The sequence below is a fragment of the Bartonella rochalimae ATCC BAA-1498 genome (genome assembly GCF_000706645.1).
GTDB lineage: Bacteria > Pseudomonadota > Alphaproteobacteria > Rhizobiales > Rhizobiaceae > Bartonella > Bartonella rochalimae.
The window spans coordinates 580085-599664 of sequence record NZ_KL407337.1 but is presented as its reverse complement, the minus strand read 5'-3'; the positions used below and the strand labels follow the sequence as shown (position 1 = coordinate 599664).

Annotated in this window: 18 protein-coding genes and 1 other RNA gene; 14 read left to right on the top strand and 5 right to left on the bottom strand. The window is 34.8% G+C overall.

The genetic code is table 11. The annotated features are described in order from the left end of the window. Window positions 1-208: 208 nt before the first annotated feature. From O99_RS06820 to O99_RS02665, 3 genes are all read left to right on the top strand, one after another. Entirely contained in the window at window positions 209-358 is a 150-nt protein-coding gene (locus O99_RS06820) for a hypothetical protein (protein ID WP_153300825.1), read from the top strand. A gap of 152 nt (window positions 359-510) precedes the next feature. Continuing rightward, window positions 511-666 carry a hypothetical protein gene (locus tag O99_RS06815; protein ID WP_153300824.1) on the top strand — a complete coding sequence of 52 codons (156 nt, stop codon included), beginning with the start codon at window positions 511-513 and terminating at the stop codon, window positions 664-666. 722 nt (window positions 667-1388) lie between these two features. Then, window positions 1389-1691 (top strand): PfkB family carbohydrate kinase, encoded by a 303-nt coding sequence (locus O99_RS02665; protein ID WP_153300823.1) that lies wholly within the window; start codon window positions 1389-1391, stop codon window positions 1689-1691. 613 nt (window positions 1692-2304) lie between these two features. On the opposite strand, the gene O99_RS02660 is transcribed toward O99_RS02665, so the two are convergent. Further along, window positions 2305-2844, bottom strand: a complete 540-nt coding sequence (locus O99_RS02660; RefSeq protein ID WP_035006210.1) for a helix-turn-helix domain-containing protein — start codon at window positions 2842-2844, stop codon at window positions 2305-2307. Between the two features lie 359 nt (window positions 2845-3203). Between O99_RS02660 and O99_RS02655 the strand changes: the two genes are divergently transcribed. After that, on the top strand, window positions 3204-4238 hold the full coding sequence (locus tag O99_RS02655) for a DUF475 domain-containing protein (RefSeq protein ID WP_035006209.1): 1035 nt from the start codon (window positions 3204-3206) through the stop codon (window positions 4236-4238). A gap of 67 nt (window positions 4239-4305) precedes the next feature. Here O99_RS02655 and pncA read toward each other — a convergent pair whose 3' ends face one another. Further along, window positions 4306-4914 (bottom strand): bifunctional nicotinamidase/pyrazinamidase, encoded by a 609-nt coding sequence (gene pncA, locus O99_RS02650; RefSeq protein ID WP_035006207.1) that lies wholly within the window; start codon window positions 4912-4914, stop codon window positions 4306-4308. A 50-nt stretch (window positions 4915-4964) separates the two neighbouring features. After that, window positions 4965-5501, bottom strand: a complete 537-nt coding sequence (locus tag O99_RS02645; protein ID WP_035006205.1) for a hypothetical protein — start codon at window positions 5499-5501, stop codon at window positions 4965-4967. A 142-nt stretch (window positions 5502-5643) separates the two neighbouring features. On the opposite strand from O99_RS02645, the gene ettA reads away from it, so the two are divergent. Then, the gene (gene ettA / locus O99_RS02640) at window positions 5644-7293 is read left to right on the top strand and encodes an energy-dependent translational throttle protein EttA (protein WP_035006204.1); all 1650 of its coding nucleotides are present in this window, start codon (window positions 5644-5646) and stop codon (window positions 7291-7293) included. Here ettA and O99_RS02635 read toward each other — a convergent pair. Continuing rightward, complete coding sequence (locus O99_RS02635; protein ID WP_035006202.1) at window positions 7283-7639, bottom strand: DUF2293 domain-containing protein; 357 nt, start codon at window positions 7637-7639, stop codon at window positions 7283-7285. The genes ettA and O99_RS02635 overlap by 11 nt on opposite strands. Window positions 7640-8845: 1206 nt before the next feature. Continuing rightward, window positions 8846-9193, bottom strand: a complete 348-nt coding sequence (locus tag O99_RS02625; protein ID WP_051668841.1) for a hypothetical protein — start codon at window positions 9191-9193, stop codon at window positions 8846-8848. A 571-nt stretch (window positions 9194-9764) separates the two neighbouring features. On the opposite strand from O99_RS02625, the gene O99_RS02620 reads away from it, so the two are divergent. The 9 genes from O99_RS02620 (at window position 9765) to murD (ending at window position 19568) form a co-directional block, all read left to right on the top strand. Next, window positions 9765-10283, top strand: a complete 519-nt coding sequence (locus O99_RS02620; protein ID WP_035006199.1) for a lytic transglycosylase domain-containing protein — start codon at window positions 9765-9767, stop codon at window positions 10281-10283. 95 nt (window positions 10284-10378) lie between these two features. Next, an RNA gene (gene rnpB, locus O99_RS06650) (RNase P RNA component class A) lies at window positions 10379-10767 on the top strand. 213 nt (window positions 10768-10980) lie between these two features. Beyond that, entirely contained in the window at window positions 10981-12021 is a 1041-nt protein-coding gene (rsmH, locus tag O99_RS02615; protein ID WP_035006695.1) for a 16S rRNA (cytosine(1402)-N(4))-methyltransferase RsmH, read from the top strand. Continuing rightward, window positions 12018-12425, top strand: a complete 408-nt coding sequence (gene ftsL, locus O99_RS02610; RefSeq protein ID WP_035006197.1) for a cell division protein FtsL — start codon at window positions 12018-12020, stop codon at window positions 12423-12425. Before rsmH ends, ftsL begins: the two co-directional genes overlap by 4 nt. Then, a complete protein-coding gene (locus tag O99_RS02605; protein WP_035006196.1) occupies window positions 12425-14176 on the top strand; it encodes a peptidoglycan D,D-transpeptidase FtsI family protein in 1752 nt (583 codons plus the stop codon). The genes ftsL and O99_RS02605 overlap by 1 nt, the downstream gene beginning before the upstream one ends. A gap of 17 nt (window positions 14177-14193) precedes the next feature. After that, a complete protein-coding gene (locus O99_RS02600) occupies window positions 14194-15648 on the top strand; it encodes a UDP-N-acetylmuramoyl-L-alanyl-D-glutamate--2,6-diaminopimelate ligase (RefSeq protein WP_035006194.1) in 1455 nt (484 codons plus the stop codon). Then, a complete protein-coding gene (locus O99_RS02595; RefSeq protein ID WP_035006192.1) occupies window positions 15645-17063 on the top strand; it encodes a UDP-N-acetylmuramoyl-tripeptide--D-alanyl-D-alanine ligase in 1419 nt (472 codons plus the stop codon). The genes O99_RS02600 and O99_RS02595 overlap by 4 nt, the downstream gene beginning before the upstream one ends. A 23-nt stretch (window positions 17064-17086) precedes the next feature. Then, window positions 17087-18157, top strand: coding sequence for a phospho-N-acetylmuramoyl-pentapeptide-transferase (gene mraY / locus O99_RS02590; RefSeq protein ID WP_035006694.1), 1071 nt, complete (start codon window positions 17087-17089; stop codon window positions 18155-18157). 4 nt (window positions 18158-18161) lie between these two features. Beyond that, a complete protein-coding gene (gene murD, locus O99_RS02585; RefSeq protein ID WP_035006191.1) occupies window positions 18162-19568 on the top strand; it encodes a UDP-N-acetylmuramoyl-L-alanine--D-glutamate ligase in 1407 nt (468 codons plus the stop codon). The last annotated feature ends 12 nt before the right edge of the window (window positions 19569-19580 follow it).

Genomic DNA, 19580 nt, shown 5'->3' with positions numbered 1-19580 from the left:
CAATTGTCTAATGCTATAGCACTTCATGGTGATTTGTTATACCAACATAAATTAACCAAAGCTGGCTTTTCTGGAATTAGTATTTCGGGTGGCTTACGTTATCAATTTTAGCCTTTAAAGATTAGTCTTGTTTTTATTTTGAACAATTAAACAGTTATTTGTGAGTTTAGTTAAGTTGTTTAGCCAAATTCACAGATATTTTGATTTTATGCGTAGTTTAATTTCAGTAGTTAATCATTTTGAAATTCTTGTTATTACTTTTGATCATTCTATGAATGGAGCTAAAGTTGAAACGCATATTGCTTTTAATAATGTTGAAGGTGGTAAAATAGCTGCTGAGGTTTTGTTTGAAATTTAGGTGGAAAAGGAAAGTTATCGAACTAGGAAAGAATTTCTTGAGCGTTCGTCGCACGTGAACGAGGACAGGGTTTTAATGAAGCAGGAGCTTCTTTAGAATTGAATATAACTGCAAAGTAATCAGCAAATTTTGATCGTATCCAAGAGATTAATATGACTGAAAATTTTTTACAAATGTATAAGGATGTTTATACTATTTTTGCACAGAATGAAGAGATGGCTTTGAGAGAGGAGTGCTTTCTATATAGGCGTGGACGTCACATTATAGTGATTGGTTTTGAGGGTACAGATGAGGAGGTAGCTTCGTAAATTAGTATGCTTTATGCAACGATTTTTTAGAAATTAAGTGAAATTTTGGACATTAGGTGTGGAAAATAGTATATAAACTCATTACAGGTAAAGCAGTGGAAAATTAATTTCTATTTCATTAAAATTAGTGATAAAGAATAAAGAAAAGGACAGTAAATAAAGTTGTATGTTTCTCATAGAGAGCTTTCTAGAAAAATAAGGCAAAAAATTATATATGCCTACACTTTTTATCGCTGTTTTTAGCAATGTTGACATTGATATTATATGCTAGGTTTTTGATTATCTCTTAAAAGACGAGATACTTCGTTTAAAAATTTTTTTTATGGAAGTAGGAGGGAAGGAAGCTAATTAAAACCGTTGCGATGAGTAGAAGAGGTCTGTCTATCGGGTTTGCTAGTTAGAGTGGGAATGATGCTTTAAGAATGTTTGCTCGTTAGTACTTTGAAAATCTTCTGTTGATTTGAGCTGCAGATTTTCAAATTGCATGTTAATCCGAAGTGGAGGAAATACAATTATTATTGCAGGGGATATCTAATATGGGTGTTAAGTTAGAAGATATCGAGTAGACAAGAAAAGTAATTTGTTGTTCTAAGATTTTGATAATGCAGCTAGAAAGTTCAATGGATTTAATATTGGCTGCAGCTAAAGTTGGGTATGACACTTAGTAGAGATTCAGTATCTGTAAATGATTTCCTCAAGAATTTTATCATTTGGCTCGTGTTATGACACTTGATGAAACAAAAACCAAGAAATTAACAGATATTTATCCAGCGGATATAAAAACAGCTCATTTAGTAGTAAAAAGTATTTTTAGAGCGTGGATTAGAAATATTTGTTATAAACATGGGGAACGAAGGAGTCTCTTTTTCACAAAGAGTAAAGCCGTTGTTGTTCTTTCTTTTAAGCTAAAGAGAATTGATACTGTTGCAGCTGACGATAGCTTTAATGTTGGTTTAGTTACTGGTTTAATAAAAAACATGCTTTTGCAGAAAGAATTCGTTTGGCAGCTGCATGTGGTTCTTTAGCAACTGCAAAAAAGGAGCATCTGATTCCGCTCTATCGTGGGAAGAAATTAATGCTCTTCTTCAAAGTCAGAGCGTAGTACAAATTCAATACATAAGATAAAAATTTTTTATTGCTGCGTTCATAAATATTAAGGTCGCAATTCTTTAATAGAAGTATTGCGTGTAACTTTTTTAATTTATTCAATTTCCATTAAAGTGTCTTTTTTGTTGAATAGTTTCGACTAGAAAAAATAAATTTTTCTGGCCTTTTGAGATTGAACGCCAGTACAGTACCATTGATTATGAACATCCTGAAATACCTAAAAACATATTGATTTTTCACAATAGTTACTTGAAAAAACTTTCAATATATCTCCGATCTCAAAAGAGAGACTAATATGATAGAAAATCAATATGTTTTTTAAACTTCTGTGATTTTAAACAAAATTTTTGGAAATGATTTGTAATATGTAATTTTTTTAAATTATTATCAACAGATGCAGATAACGCTTAATTACTTTTCCATACACAATGGTGAGATGCCATAAAAAAGCTAATTTTACCAGGTAATAAAGACCAAGAGCGTCCTTATTACCTGATAACAAGGCAATCGTGTATATTTAAAATATAAAAGCTATTGATTAGAAAGTGTTTCTTTATGTGCTATACTACGAATGAGTAAATCGATAAATAAACTAAGAGCGTAAGAGTTAGCTAGCTTTGCTTTCATATTAACAAGGGAAGTTGCTGCTTTAGGATTAAGACCGTTAGGAACACCTTGTGATAATAAGTATTGCTGTAATTTCTCATAAGAGCTTTCGATTTTTTCTTGGTTTGGCTCATCACTATTTACACTATTTGTGAGAATATCTTCAAGCCCTTCGATTTTTTTAATGAAATAGTCCCAGTCAAATTCCCCTTTAGTGTATTCAGTATCGAACATTTTACCTTGCCCAGTTAAAAGCCAATTGATATTGACCCCATACAACATACGATATGTTTGTAATACACTGAGATTAGGCTCTCTTTCTCCACGCTCATAAAAAGCAATAGAGTTTTTTGTCATATTAAATTGTTTGGCTAACGTTTCACGCGGTGGATCACCTAAGGCAATACGTATATGACGTAGACGTTTTCCAAATATAGTTTTCGCTTCTGTTTCAGGACGCGCCATGAATTATCTCCCTCAAATAAATCATTACGGTGTGGGCTTTTGTCCATAAAGGCACACAATGTACCATTATACCATTACTTTATAATAACATTTGTAGTCAACATTTATAATTTTAGTTTTCTTATTTTTTTAACTTTTTAGTGAAAATTAAAAAAAACTATAAATTTTTATTAGTATTTTATAATTATTTATCTTTCTTATCTTGAAAAAAATAAATTTGTCAAATTTTCTCTTGTTTTTTCTCAAAGAGATTCCATATAATTCCTTTTGTGTGTATTATGCATTTTATATTGTGTCTTACGATACGGTACTTCGATTATACAAATGTAGGTTGAAGAGATGGACTTTGAGGAACAATCATGGCCCTGTTAGGTTATTTTAGATGGGCTTTTTTCTTCACAATTATCGGTATTTTGGGAGGAGGGCTTATTGGTTGGCTGGAAACAGGGACCATTGTTGGCTGTTTTAAATATTTTTTTATTTGCTGTGTTTTAGGAATTTTAGAAATTTCTTTATCTTTTGATAATTCTATTATCAATGCACGTTTTCTTGGAAAAATGAATCAATTATGGCGTCATCGTTTTTTGACATGGGGCATTTTGATCGCGGTGTTTGGTATGCGAATTATTTTTCCATTGTTGGTGGTTGCTGTTGCTGCTTGGATTAATCCAATTGCTGCAGTTCAATTGGCAATATGGGAGCCTCATCAATATGCTGCAATTTTAACGGATACTCATGACAGTATTGCAGCTTTTGGTGGAACCTTCCTTATGATGGTTGGCTTAAAATATTTTTTTGATCCAGAAAAAAAAGTACATTGGCTGACTTTTATAGAAAAGCCAGCTCAAAGGCTGAGTTCATTCGTGAGGATTGATATTATAATTATTCTGATTCTCATGTTATTTTTTTCAGGTCAGATTGTAGCAGAAAATAAGTTAACTGTTTTATTAGCAATGCTTTATGGGCTTTTGACATTTTTGATTGTCGAAGCAACTTGTTCACTTTTGGATTCTCAAAAAAATACTTTGATTACAGTTTCTAAAGGAGGAGCAGGTTTGTTTCTGTATTTAGAAGTTTTAGATGCTAGTTTTTCTTTTGATGGTGTTGTAGGTGCTTTTGCCTTTTCTCATAATCTTTTTATCATTGCTATTGGTCTTGGTATTGGTGCATTTTACGTAAGAGCTATAACGATTATGTTGTTTGAAACAGGAACATTATTGCATTATCGTTATCTAGAGCATGGTGCTTTTTATGCAATTTTAGTCTTGGCTGTGATTATGTATATGCAAATTATTATATCTATTCCTGAAGCATTAACAGGGCTCATTGGCATATGTATTATTGGAATGGCATTTTATTCTTCTCTTCGTTTTAAATCTAATAATCTCAGATGAATAAATTACATTGCAATAATAAGAATATGAAGACTTTTTGATTGCTATCATAGTAGTTGGAGGGAGATTAAGAGACCATCAATAATTCTACACCAACTTCATTCATAGCTTTGAGCATCGTATCGAGTGATCCATTTAGATCAATACCAGCACAAGCGTTTAACAAAACCTTGACTTTAAAACCGCATTTTACAGCATGCAGTGCAGAGAATCCAACACAGAAGTCAGTTGCTAAACCGCACATAACTAAAGTTGTAAAATCATGTTCTTTAAGATAACCGTGTAATCCTGTTGGTGTTTTCTGGTCATTTTCAAAGAAGGCGGAATAACTATCAATTTCTTTATTATAGCCTTTCCGAAGGATAAGTTGCGCTTTTTCAATTTTGAGAGATGGATGAAATTCCGCTCCTTGTGTTCCTTGTATACAATGATTAGGCCAAAGTATTTGAGGGCCATAGTCAAGATTAACAGTATCATAAGGAGTTTTCTCTGGATGAAAAGACGCAAAGCTACAGTGGTTTTTGGGGTGCCAATCTTGGGTGAAAATAATATGATCAAAACGAGCTATAAGGTTATTGACAGCAGGGATAATGGCATCGCCTTGTGGTACTGCAAGTGCTCCGCCTGGTAAGAAATCATTTTGAACATCAATAACGATTAAGGTTTGTTTTTTCATGAACTTATTCCAGTTCCAGTGAGCTGGTAGACGCTTTGTGTTTTAAAAGATTATGTTTCATCATGAAGTTTTGAAATGATATGATGAATGTCAGTACTCATTTTATTATCATCAAACCCAAAAAAAGGAATAGATAAATCTTTACGGTAATTGTGATAATTTTTTATCAATTGTAACCATTTGCCAATAGATAGAGAATGGTAGTCAGTAACTGCCATATGTTTGCGCAGAGCTTTGTTAATCATAGGACTTTGGACGTCAGATCCTAGGAGATAGCATTCGTTTTTTAAACGCAGTTCGTACCACATCAAAGGAAAGAATGAATCCCATTTTGGTTTATGACACAAGAGCGAAGAAAAGAGATAGGGATTTTTTATAGCATATTGTATAGCCCATAGGATGAGGAAAGAAGGGGCATAAAGGATAGGCTTATCTTGTAGTTCTGTATGGCATTGATAGATTGGTTTGATACGGTAAGAACATAATTTCAAATCTGGTATAGAAAAAAGAGATGATTTTTTATAACACGTCTCAGGCAGAGCTAAGAGTATTTGCTTTTTTCTTTTCAAAGGAATGTTTTTTTGCATTTAAAGTCGCAGTAGGGCTTGTGAGATCAGAAAAAATATACCAATATAGAACAAGGAGCTATTAGAGCAATAATTAAATATTATACGTTACAAAATTTAAGAAAAGCTCCATAACGCAAGTTGCAATAATAAAGAGAAATTTATGGCACGTCAATTTATCTATCATATGGCTGGGCTTAATAAGGCTTATGGCAATAAGAAAATTTTGGAGAATATCCATCTGTCTTTTTATCCAGATGCAAAAATTGGTATTTTAGGTCCAAATGGTGCAGGTAAATCAACCATTTTACGTATTATGGCTGGATTAGATAAAGAATATACAGGAGAAGCATGGCTTGCTGAAGGAGCACGTTGTGGCTATCTTCCGCAAGAACCTGTTCTTAATACACATAAAGATGTGCGTGGAAATGTGATGGAAGGGCTTGCTGATAAGCAAGCAATTGTAGATCGTTACAATGAACTGATGATGAATTATAGTGATGAAACAGCTGATGAAGGTGCTCGACTTCAGGATATTATTGATAGTCAGAATCTTTGGGATTTAGAAAGCCAAGTAGAAATGGCTATGGCTGCTCTTGGTTGTCCATCAGGGAATGAGGATGTGACAAAACTTTCAGGAGGTGAAAAACGGCGTGTTGCCCTTTGTAAATTGCTTTTATCAAAACCTGACTTATTGCTTTTGGATGAACCGACAAATCATTTAGATGCTGAAACAACAGCTTGGCTTGAAAGGCATTTACGTGAATATCCAGGTGCAGTGCTTTTAATTACCCATGATCGTTACTTTCTTGACAATGTAACAGGTTGGATTTTAGAATTAGATCGCGGTAAAGGAATCCCTTATGAGGGTAATTATTCTGCTTATTTGGACGCTAAAGCTAAACGTATAGCACAAGAAAGTCGCGAGGAAGTTGCTCGCCAGCGTGTATTGTCACGCGAGAAAGAGTGGATAGCCTCTAGTCCAAAGGCTCGTCAAGCAAAATCGAAAGCCCGTATTAAGGCTTATGATACATTGGTTCAGGCAGCGCATGAGCGTCATCCTGGGGAGGCGCAGATTATTATTCCTATTGGCGAGAGATTGGGACAGGTTGTTATTGAAGTTGATAATTTGTCAAAAGCATATGGTAATCGTGTATTAATTGATTCTCTTTCTTTCAAGTTGCCTGCAGGCGGTATTGTTGGAGTTATTGGTCCTAATGGTATGGGAAAATCGACCTTATTTAAGATGTTGACTGGGCAAGAGAAATTAGATTCAGGACAGATTCGTATTGGAGAAACAGTTCAAGTGAGTTATGTTGACCAAAGCCGTGATGCATTGGCAGGTGATAAGACTGTTTGGGAAGAAATTTCCGGCGGAAATGAAATCATTAAGTTAGGTAAACATGAAGTGAATAGTCGTGCTTATTGTGGTGCTTTTAACTTTAAAGGTACAGATCAGCAGCAGAAAGTAGCGCAGCTGTCAGGAGGACAGCGCAATCGTGTGCATTTGGCTAAACTTTTGAAAGAAGGAGGAAATGTTCTTCTTCTTGATGAGCCAACAAATGATCTTGATACAGAAACATTGGGTGCGTTAGAAGATGCATTAGAGAGTTTCGCTGGTTGTGCGGTTATTATATCGCATGATCGTATGTTTTTAGATCGATTGGCAACACATATTTTGGCTTTTGAAGGAAATGGCCATGTGGAATGGTTTGAAGGTAATTTTTCTGAATATGAAGCAGATAAGGTTAGCCGTCTTGGGCCAGATTCTATTAATTCTAGGCGTGCCAATTACAAACCTCTTACACGTTAAAACTATTTGTTTTAAGTGGTACTGAGGTGATATTGATATCGTTCGTGTTTTCTTCACGTTTTAAAAGGCGATTTGCGCCCCATTCAATGAGTGTTTTGTTAATTGCATCAAAGACAAAAAAGAGCGCTGAATCTCGATCATAACCTTCACAAAGTAAATTATCATACTCTGTATGTTGATGTCGTATATGAGCAATTGTTGCGAGCCAAACTGCAATGGAAGGAGGAAGATATTTCATAGAGGTTCGTGTAGCAGCAGTATAAATACATTGGCTATCAAGGTATGGAACTTGTGGGATAAGAGTTATTAGTTCTTTAGAAATTTTCTGTTTTCTGCGTATTGTCATAGGAGTTTATTTTCATTTTATTTGATAACACAAAAATGGTACTTTAATTGATCATTTAATGGCTAGTGTGTTGATTAACACATTTTATTTATAGATTTTAGTATCAGTAATTTGGCGCTTAGGAATATAAAGTATATAGTCAAATGTATTTTTATAGAAATAAAGATAATTTTTTTAGCGTGTTTATCGTTAAACTTATGTGATGTTTGCTCTAATAGCTAGGTTATGTCGCAATTTCATATTAGGTATTTGCCATTTTATCATCCTATGGAAGAGAAAAGAAGCATGTGTATTTATCAGTAGTTTATTACAGCTTATTACTGGTTTAGACAGTTGTTCATAACAATTTTAAATTGTAAAAAAAAATTTGGTGAAATTTTAATATTTAGTGAAGTTTTTATAAAAGTTAAGATGATTAGAAAGAGTCTGATGACAGATTTTTGAATGGATTTGCTCCAAATTGGATCATTTTTGAATATTTTTTGCCTTAATTTTTCCATTTTTATACTCAAATTGCAATTTTTTTTATGTTTTTTATAAACAATCATAAGAATTTCTTGTCGTTTAAAATATTTTATATAAAAAAACTGTGTCATTTACTTTAATGAGTGATGCGAGCAGACAATCAGGGAACCTCTCCCCCCCCCCCGCGTGGATCCCTCAGATTGTCTAACCCGGCTGGAAGAATCTTTCAGTCGGGTTTTTTATTATATGAGTTCTATAACTTTATTCTTGAAAAAAGAAATAGGCTATCTAAGAATTTTGTTGAGTATAACAGGACAACCACGTTAATTAAGTACAACAAGCATAGGTTTGTATCAAAATTTATAAGGTTGGTTTTTAATTTCACGAAAAAATAGAAGAGGTTTAATGATATGAGACTTCGATATTTTATAGTGGATAGATTTTGTTTCTCTTAATATATGGATTATATAGAACATAGTATTCAATCTGTGCAGAAAATCTTGAGCGGTAAACAGAGCAAAAAGGTGATTAATCAACTTCGTTTTTTAGAAAGAAAAAGAGAACGTTATAAAAGATAAGTTTTGAGTACATGTTATATCTTGATTGTACTTTCTTAATATAAGAATTAAAATTTTGAGTTTAGTGTGTCTCTATGGTTTTTAGAATTAGTGGAGAATATGGCAAAATAGACTTAAAATCATTGGTAAACATATAATTGTCTTAAAATTATGCAGAAAATAATTAATAAGAGTTTACAGTAGAAGGATGTAAAATTTCTTCTGATACAGTTCTGATAACGATTTCAGCAAATTTTTGAGCTTGTTCATTATTTTGTCCGCTTGCAAGAGCAGAAGAAATAGCATCTTTACGCGCTTGATAAACAATTCTTTGTTTTTGTTGATCATTCATTTTGAAAAGGTGCATTGTAACATTCGGGAAAGATATTGCTTCTTCTAACTGCATATTCTTTGTTTTATTCATCTGGTGAGAAACAATTATTCTATTAAATACAAAGCGATAAGCTAGTAAACCAGCTATCAAGATAAATAGCAAAATCAGAATAATGTTACGCCAGCGGAATTTGATCATTTCTAAATCCTAAAATTATAACATATAAGATTACATCTAAATCACATAATTTTTAAATTATAATTTCATATCTGCTATTTTGGAAATAATATATAAAATAATATATAAAAGACATATATTGCTCTTTTAAGATAAAATTCAATTATATTTTTATATGAATGTGTATTTAAAAATATTGATTACAATAAGTAATTTTTTGAGCACTGGTTTTTAGCCATTATATGCGATGAATGGAAGATTTCAGTTGATCTGATCACAATAGAGTGATGAAATTATTACTAATAAAACCTTGATAAGCTTGTGTTGTAAGTAATCGAATTGTCTCGGTGCTATTTTTCTAATTTAAATTTATTATCATAAGATATCAATGATAAATGTGTTATATTTTTTACTGTATAAAATGAAAAATATAATCAAAATTTTAAAAAATCCTTCTCTAACTATTAGAGATATCTTGAAATTATCTTAATATTTTCATTTTTATGACGTTTTTTGGCTTTTTTATTCAATAAAATACATTTTTAAAATCATTATGGTTCAGGTTACGAATGTATTAGTGAAGAGAGAAAGAATGCAATTTTTAAAAATCTTTTTTAGTACAGCATTTGCTGTATTTTTTGTGTTAAATATTAAAATAGCTTTTGCAGTAATTAGTATTGTAGATTCAAGTAAGAACTTAGAGTTTTCTTCTTCTAATTCTAAGGCTTCTGTTCGTCCTTATGAAGATCTTATCAAAAAAATTGCAATTAAACATAAAGTTCCTATAAATTTGGTGCATGCTGTTATCAGTGTTGAGAGCAACTATAATGCTCATACAAAAGGTTCTTCTGGTGAAATAGGATTGATGCAAATTAAGCCGTCTACTGCACGATGGTTGGGTTTTAACGGTTCTGTAAAAGATCTTTATGAGCCTGCAATTAATCTTGAATATGGTATGCGTTATTTAGCGCGGGCGCATAAACTTAGTAGGGGAGATACGTGTCGTACAGTTCTTAAATATAATGCAGGTCATTCTGCAAAAAAAATGAATTCTATTTCAGCGAGATATTGTTTAAAAGTTAAAACATATTTAGCTTCATTAAAGCAGTAATATGCTTTGTAAGTAGTCTAATTATTTTGATAAGGCTTAAAAATATCCTTTTGTTGCTATTTTCACTTGATGAAAAATATTGTATAAATAAAAAATCAGTCGGCTGGGCAGCCGCGCCTATTAAATATTAAAAAGTAATAGGTGAGGAAAGTCCGGGCTCCATGGAAAAACGATGCCGGGTAACACCCGGCGGGGGTGACCCTAGGGAAAGTGCCACAGAAAGCAAACCGCCTATTTTTATAGGTAAGGGTGAAAGGGTGGGGTAAGAGCCCACCGCACACTCAGTAATGAGTGTGGCAAGGTAAACCCCATCGGGAGCAAGACCGAATAGAAATGATGCGCAAGGCTTGACTTGCAGCCAGTTTCCAGGCGAGTCATTTGGGTAGGTTGCATGAGGCGGATGGTAACATCCGTCCTAGATGAATGGTTGCCATGTAAAGCATAACTTTACTAACAGAACCCGGCTTATAGGCCGACTGATATTTGATATATAATAAAAAATTTACATATATTTTGATAAAAGTGCATATTTTGAGAGTTTTTACGCTCAAAAATAAAGCATTTTTTTAAAAAATTATAACATTTCTTTAAGTATTAATAAGCCAATGTATATAGTGATTCAGCTTTAACTTGACTTGCTCTTTGTAGTAAAAATGAGAGTTAAAGTTTTGGCATATGATAATCTCATATGCCGTCGATGGTTAATGATTTTGTAAAACATAGATCAAGATGGGGTATTTTGAGAAGGCAGGATAGTGGAGTCGAACGCCATATTCCAGTATTGTTGCAGTCAGTATTAGCTGAGCTTGCACCATTAGCTGGATCAAAAGTGATTGATGGCACTTTTGGTGCTGGTGGTTATTCATGCGCCCTATTGAATGCGGGTGCAGAAGTTATCGCTCTTGATCGTGATCCTCATGCAATTCGTGAGGGACAAGCACTTGTTGATCAATTTTTTCCACGTCTCCGTTTAGTTCAAGCAGAGTTTTCACAGTTGGATCATATAGTAGAAGAGAAAGTCGACGCCGTTATTCTTGATATTGGTGTTTCTTCCATGCAACTTGATGAACCTGAACGTGGTTTTTCTTTTCAAAAAGACGGTCCATTAGATATGCGAATGGGGCAGATTGGTTTTACAGCAGCTGATGTTGTTAATTATTTAAAGGCGGATGATTTGGCGCAACTGTTTAAAACATTTGGGGAAGAGCGTTACGCAGTTCGAATTGCTCGGATGATTGAGAAACGTCGTTGTATTCGCCCTTTTTTGCGTACAATTGATCTTGCTCATGCTGTTGAATCTTTAATAGGAAGAAAACCAGGCGATCATATTCATCCTGCAACGCGTGTATTTCAAGCATTACGCATTTATGTTAATAATGAGCTTGCCGAGCTTGCATGTGGTTTATTCGCTGCTGAGCGTGTTTTAAAAGCAGGAGGACGATTGGCAGTCGTTAGCTTTCATTCTCTTGAAGATCGCATGGTAAAAAAATTTTTCTCTGCTCGTTCTGGTCATAAAAAGGGATCACGTTATCTTCCTGAAATAAAATCAGCTCCAGCAACCTTTATTCCTTTGTTTAAAGGTGTGAAAACCCCAACTCAAGAAGAGTTACAGCAAAATCCTCGTGCACGTTCTGCGAGGTTGCGTATGGGGGTACGGACTCAAGAAGTTGCTATTGCAGCAGATATGAAATTATTTGGTTTGGCAGAAATTGTTCGTTTTGAAGGCAGTAAGAAATGATAATTTTTCGCACATTCGATATGATTTTAGTAGTGGTCATGATTTGTATAGCGAGTCTTACTTACAAGGTTAAATATGGGGTCCAAAAACAGATTGGTGAAGTGAAACGTATTGAGCGGGAAATTGCAGAAGAAAAAAATATGGTTAATTTGCTTCATACTGAATGGGCTGTAATGATTGATCCTTCACGCATGAGAAAACTTGCAGAACGTTACAAAAAAGAACTGAGTTTAGAGTTAATACAGCCACGTCAAGTTGTAAAATTAAAAGATATTCCAATGCGTTTGCAAGATAAAATTGAAGAATTGATCAAGCAGAATACCTTTGAAGATGATGATAAAGCTTTTTTAGCTGAGAATCGTAGTGTTCATAGAAATAGTTTTGTTCCAAAAGGTGGGCGGTGATGCAATTGTCGTTCTTATTTTCACAAAAGAACAATTATTCAAATAATCAGTTAAAATCTTTACCTTCTTCTATGTATCAGCCGTATTCTAATCGTCCACGTTTGATTTTTGCTTTATTGTGTTTTCTTTTTCTTTATGGGCTTATAGGGAAATGCCTTATTTTTTATGGGATTAAAGGTGGTCAAATTGAAGAAGGAAAAGGGCCGTTGATAGTGCAATTAGCTTCTCGACCTGATATTGTTGATCGCAATGGGCGTTTATTAGCAAAAGATATTACAACTTATTCGCTTTTTGCTGAACCACGTCGTATTATTGATGTAGATGAGACGATCGAATTAATCTCAACAGTTTTGCCAAAACTGAATTGGCAGGAAGTCCATAAACGTTTAAAAAGAAATTCTGGTTTTTCTTGGATCCAACGTGGATTAACTCCAACGCAAAAGGCGCAAATTATGGAACTTGGCATTCCAGGTATTGGTTTTCGTACTGAAATACGTCGTTTTTATCCAGGAGGATCTATAGCTTCACATATTCTTGGTATGGTCAATGTTGATAATCAAGGCTTGGCTGGCATGGAAAAATATATTGATGATAATGGATTGAGTGTTCTTCGTGCTACCGGTCTTGCTACAGAGGAATCATTGAAGCCAGTGCAACTTTCTATTGATATACGTGTTCAGGCAATTGTACATGATGAATTGATGGAAGCCATGAAACGTTATCGAGCAATTGCTGCGGGTGCTATTATTTTAAACATTTATACAGGTGAAGTTTTAGCATTGGCATCAGTGCCAGATTTTTCTCCTGCAAATCCTGTTGATGCTCTTAAAAGTGACCGCTTTAATCGCATGACCGCTGGAACTTTTGAAATGGGGTCAATTATTAAAAGTTTCACCACAGCAATGGCGCTTGATTCAGGGCTTTTTGATTTAAACAGTATTATTGATGCTTCCCAACCAATTCAAGCAAGTCGTAATCATTTTATTCGTGATTTTCATGGGAAAAATCGCCTTTTAAAATTGTGGGAAGTTTTTATTTATTCTTCTAATATTGGTTCTGCTAGAGAGGCATTGGCAATAGGAGTAGATGGACATCGTAATTTTTTAAAACGACTTGGTTTACTTGAGCGTATATCAACGGAATTGCCTGAAGTGGCCCAACCGATTTATCCCCATTATTGGAAGGATATCAATTCTATGACGATTTCTTTTGGACATGGTATGGCAACAACGCCATTGCAAACAGCAGTGGCTGCTGCTGCTTTAATGAATAGTGGTTTGTTAATTGATCCTACATTTTTAAAACGCTCTAAAAAAGAGGCTTTGAAATATGCTAAGCAGGTTCTTCATCCTCAAACAAGCCAAGATATGCGTTATCTTTATAAGTTAAATAGTGATATTGGTTCGGGGCGTAATGCAAAGGTAGTAGGTTATCGTATTGGTGGTAAGACAGGAACATCTGAAAAAGTTGAAAATGGAAAGTATTCTAAAGTAAAGAACTTTAATAGCTTTTTGGCTGCTTTTCCTATAGATAATCCTTCTTATATTGTCTTAACAATTATTGATGAGCCTAAGCCAGAAGATGGAAAACATTCAGCAACAGCAGCAATGAATGCAGCTCCAATGCTTGCCAACATCATTCGACGTTCAGCTATTTTTCTTGGAATAGAACCGGATTTTAAAAAAGAGTATCAACCAATTGTAAGAACAAAAAGCAATTTGAGATTACCGAAAACAACAATGAAAAACTAATATAAAGGTAAATAGCCGTGTTGCTTGGAGAATTATTTATAGAGTGTATTAAAGATGATTGTCTTGCCTCAATCGAAATTACAGGGATAAGTGCTGATTCTCGTCAAGTATTACCGGGTTATGTTTTTGTGGCCCTTAAGGGAAATCAAAGCGACGGCAAAAAGTATGTAAATGATGCCATACAGCGTGGTGCACGGGTCATTATTACAGATAATAATTTTGTTTTCGAGAACTTATCTATTCCTGTTATTCATGTGTTGGATGTACGTCATAAATTAGCTATAGCAGCTGCCCGTTTTTATAATTCTCAACCTGAAACAGTGGTTGCTGTTACAGGTACAAGCGGTAAGACATCGGTTGTGTCTTTTGTTCGGCAAATTTGGGAATATATTGGTTTTTGTGCTGCTAGTATAGGAACAGTAGGCGTTGTATCACCTAAACGTCATGATATTGGTTCTCTAACCACACCTGATCCAGTAATGTTACAGCGTTTATTATGTGAAATTGCTAATGATGAAGGTGTTACACATGCAGCCTTTGAAGCTTCTTCACATGGGCTTGATCAATGTCGGATTGATGGAGTGCATTTAGCGGCAGCTGCTTTTACCAATTTAGGGCGTGATCATATGGATTATCACAAGTCCATAGAGCATTATTTCCATGCTAAGATGAGACTATTTCATACGCTTTTACCGCAAGATGCACCTGCTCTTATCTTTGCAGATGATGTTTACTCACAAAAGGTTATCGATACTGTTAGACAAGCTCATCGGCAAGTTCTGACAATTGGTCGCACAGGAAAATTCATCACGCTTAATCGTGTTGAACATCAACGATTAAAACAATGTGTTGAATGTCGGATGGGAAATAATATTTATACATTTGATTTGCCACTTGCTGGTGATTTTCAAGTAACTAATGCACTTATGGCTGCAGGTTTAGCGATTGCGACAAATGCACCTCCAGATATGGTTTTTCGTTCTCTTGAAAAATTGCAAGGGGCACCTGGCCGATTAGAATTAGTTGGAAACACAGAAGATGGTGCACCTGTTTACGTTGATTATGCGCACAAGCCAGAAGCTTTAGAGCAGGTGTTACTTTCTGTTCGTCCTTTTACACAGGGACGTTTAATTCTTGTTTTTGGTTGTGGTGGTGATCGTGATCAAGGAAAGAGAGCTTTGATGGGAAAAATTGCAGGAAATAAAGCTGATATTATGATTGTAACCGATGATAATCCTCGCACGGAAGCACCGGAGAAAATTCGAAAAGATATTTTACAAGCAGTGCCGGAAGCAATAGAAATAGCGGATCGTGGTCAAGCAATTGAGTATGCGGTGGGATTGCTGAAAGCTGGAGATACATTAATTGTTGCAGGTAAAGGTCATGAAAATGGACAAATTATAGGCCAAGAGATATATCCTTTTTCAGATCGTTTGAAAGTGATTGCTGCTTTAAAGGAGCGGAATAAGTGATAGCTTTATGGGATAAACAGGCACTCATTTCTGCAATGGATGGTTTTACAGTTGGATGTTTACCAGAAATTTTTTCTGGGGTTTCTATTGATAGTCGGACTCTTGTTGCAGGTGATGTTTTTTTCTGCATTAAAGGGCACCATCTTGATGGTCATGATTTTGCGGCGCACGCCTATGCACAAGGTGCTGGAGTTTTAGTGGTTGCACAAAATCGTTTAGACGAAATGAAAAAAATAACAGCTCCATTGATTGTCGTTCCTGATGTTTTGCAGGCATTAGAAAAGCTCGCGCAAGCAGCACGTAAACGTTCAAAAGCTAGAATTATAGCTATTACAGGCTCTGTGGGAAAAACAACTACAAAAGAAGCTCTTAAACAAGCACTTGAAACTGTTGGAAAGGTTCATGCTAATCTTGCTTCTTTGAATAATTGTTGGGGTGTTCCACTGACTTTGGCACGAATGCCTATAGATAGTGATTATGGTATCTTTGAAATTGGTATGAATCATAAAAATGAAATTCGTCCTTTGGTGAAGTTGGTTTGTCCGCATGTGGTATTAATCACTCGTATTGCAGCTGGGCATATGGAATTTTTCAAAGATCTTGAAGAAGTTGCAGATGCCAAGGCTGAAATTTTTGAAGGATTAGACAAAAATGGTATAGCTCTTTTAAACGCAGATGATCATTTTTTTTCTTATTTGCTTAAAAAAGCAAAACAATGTGGTGTGAAAGAAATTCGAAGTTTTGGCCGTTCTAATTCTGCTGATTATCAAGTGAAGGAGGTTCACCTTTTAGAGAATTGCTCTTGTATGGTTGTACATTTTGATCAGAAAGATATGATGATTAAAATTGGTGCGCCTGGTCAACATATGGTACAAAATGGTTTAAGTGTTCTTGCAGCTTGTGATACGGTTTGTGCTGATTTGGCACATGTTACGCTCGCTTTGGGTCGTTTTTCTCTTCAAAAAGGCCGTGGAGCTCTTTATAAGCTGTCTTTATCAAATGGTGGTATGTTTCATTTAATCGATGAAAGTTACAATGCTAATCCTGTTTCTATGAGGACTGCTCTTGATCTTCTTGCAACAGGACCAATAGGTGTAGGTGGGAGACGAATTGCTATTTTGGGTGATATGCTTGAATTAGGGGACCATAGTGAAAAATTACATCGTGATTTGTTGGAACCCATTCGTGTTTCTGGTGCTGATTTGGTTTTTTTGGTTGGTAAAGAAATGGGCGTTTTAGCCAGTGATCTTTCTGCTTATGTTACTGTTTATCATGCTGAAAATATTGAGGAAATTGTTCCGCTTGTTTTTTCAGAAATTTCAAATGGGGATCTTATTATGATTAAATCATCACACCATATTTATTTATCAAATATTGTGGCTGAAATTCTTAATCGCTATAAAGTCATTTCTTGATAATTTTATTAGGTTTTTTCGCTATGATGCTATTTTTTTCCTTGCTGAATGATTGGATTCCAGGTGTTAATGTTTTTCGGTATATTACTTTTCGGACTGTTGCAGCTATCTTGACATCAGGTTTGATTGTTTTTTTGTTTAGTCCAAGTATTATTGCTTTTCTCAAAAGTCGGCAGGGGAAAGGACAACCAATTCGAACTGATGGACCTCAAACTCACTTTAAAAAAGCTGGAACACCTACTATGGGTGGATTAATGATTTTAATTGGTATTATGGTATCGGCATTTTTATGGTGTGATTTATTAAATATTTATTTTTGGGTTTCGTTATTTGTTATGCTTTCTTTTGGGATAATCGGTTTTTATGATGATTATCTTAAAGTGACAAAGCAAACGCATAAAGGTTTTTCTGGAAAAGCGCGATTAAGTTTGGAATTTGTAATCGCAGTCATTGCGTGTTTTATTATTTTAAAAGTTGGCTCACCAGGATTAGCTTTGCCTTTTGTAAAGGATTATTTTATTAATTTGGGTTGGTTTTTTATTCCTTTTACTGCTTGTGTTATCGTAGGTACTGGTAATGCTGTTAATTTAACGGACGGTCTTGATGGGCTTGCTATTGTTCCTGTGATGGTTGTCTCTTTATCTTTTGCATTGATTGCTTATCTGTCTGGGAATATGAATTTTGCTGATTATTTACAAATTCATTATGTGGCAGGCACGGGTGAGTTAGCTGTTTTACTTGGAGCAGTTTTTGGTTCTGGACTGGGCTTTTTATGGTATAATGCACCTCCAGCAGCTATTTTTATGGGAGATACTGGTTCTTTGGCTCTTGGCGGGTTGCTAGGTGTTATTGCTGTTGCCACGAAGCACGAAATTGTTTTAGCTATTATTGGTGGACTTTTTGTTTTAGAAGCGATGTCAGTTATTATTCAAGTAGGTTGGTTCAAACTGACGAAAACGCGTGTGTTTCTTATGGCGCCAATTCACCATCATTTTGAGAAAAAAGGTTGGACAGAAAGTCAGATTGTGATACGTTTTTGGATTATTACGATTGTCTTAGCATTGATTGGTCTTTCAACACTTAAATTGAGGTGAAATCTTGATTTCTGTTGAGTGTTATAAAGGTCAAAAAGTTGCTGTATTTGGGTTAGGGAAATCAGGAATAGCTACAGCAAAAGTTTTAATTGCTTGTGGTACAGAAGTAATTGCTTGGGATGATAATTGTTCTAGTGTGGAAGCTGCTTGTAAGGAAAATATTCCCACAAAGAATCTGTATTATGAAGATTGGACAGAATTTGTTGCGTTGATTTTAGCTCCTGGAGTGCCTTTAACTTATCCAAGGCCACATTGGGTTGTTGAAAAAGCGCGTCAAGAAAATATCGAAATTATCGGTGATATTGAGCTATTTGTTCGTGCACGTAATCTTTTTTTACAGCAAAATGGTTTTGATGACCAGGATGTTCCATTTATTGCTATTACAGGTACAAATGGTAAATCAACAACCACTGCTTTACTTGCTCATCTTTTAGAAAAAATGGGTTATGATGTGCAAATGGGAGGTAATATTGGAACAGCAATATTAACGCTTAAGCCATTTGTAAAAAAACGTATTTATGTTATTGAATGTTCGTCATTTCAAATAGAATTAGCTCCGTCTCTTCAGCCAACTGTTGGTCTTTTGTTGAATTTAACACCTGATCATATTGATCGCCATGGTAGCTTTGAACGCTATGTGCAGGTCAAAGAACGCGTTGTTTCTAGAGCTTCTCGTGCTCTTATTTCAATTGATAGTTTGGTTTGCTGTGCTTTATATCAAAAGCTTTTTGATGAAGGTTATCCAATTGATCCAGTGTCTAAAGAGCATGTTGTTAAAAATGGTTTTTATGTAGAAGGAACAAAACTTTTTGCTATTTATTATGGGCAACATCATATGCTTGCAGATTTGGCAAATATAGCTTCGTTACGTGGAAGTCATAATGCAGAAAATGCTCTTATGGCTTTAGCAACTTTGCAGATATTAAAAATTACTACCTTAGATATAGAAGAGCATTTAGCAAGCTATTTAGGGCTTGCGCATCGAATGCAACAGGTGTGTAAAATTGGATCTATTTTGTTTATTAATGATAGTAAGGCTACCAATGCAGAGGCATCTGTTCCTGCACTGACTACTTTTAATAATATTTTTTGGATTGTTGGAGGGCAGGCAAAAGAAGGTGGGATTGATGCTCTTAAAGGATTTTTTTATAAAATTCGTAAAGCATATTTAATTGGTAGTACAGCGGAAAATTTTGCGCGCATTATCGGTTCTGCTTTTCCTTTTTCGATGAGTTTGACTTTAGAAAATGCAGTCCGCGAAGCGGCTAGTGATGCAGCCCGTGATATGGAGAAAGAAGCTGTGGTTCTGTTTTCTCCAGCTTGTGCAAGTTATGATCAATTTAAGAATTATGAGGTACGTGGAGAGACTTTTGTTTCTCTTGTTATGCAGTTAAAGAAGCAAGAATTGTAAAAAGTTATTTTA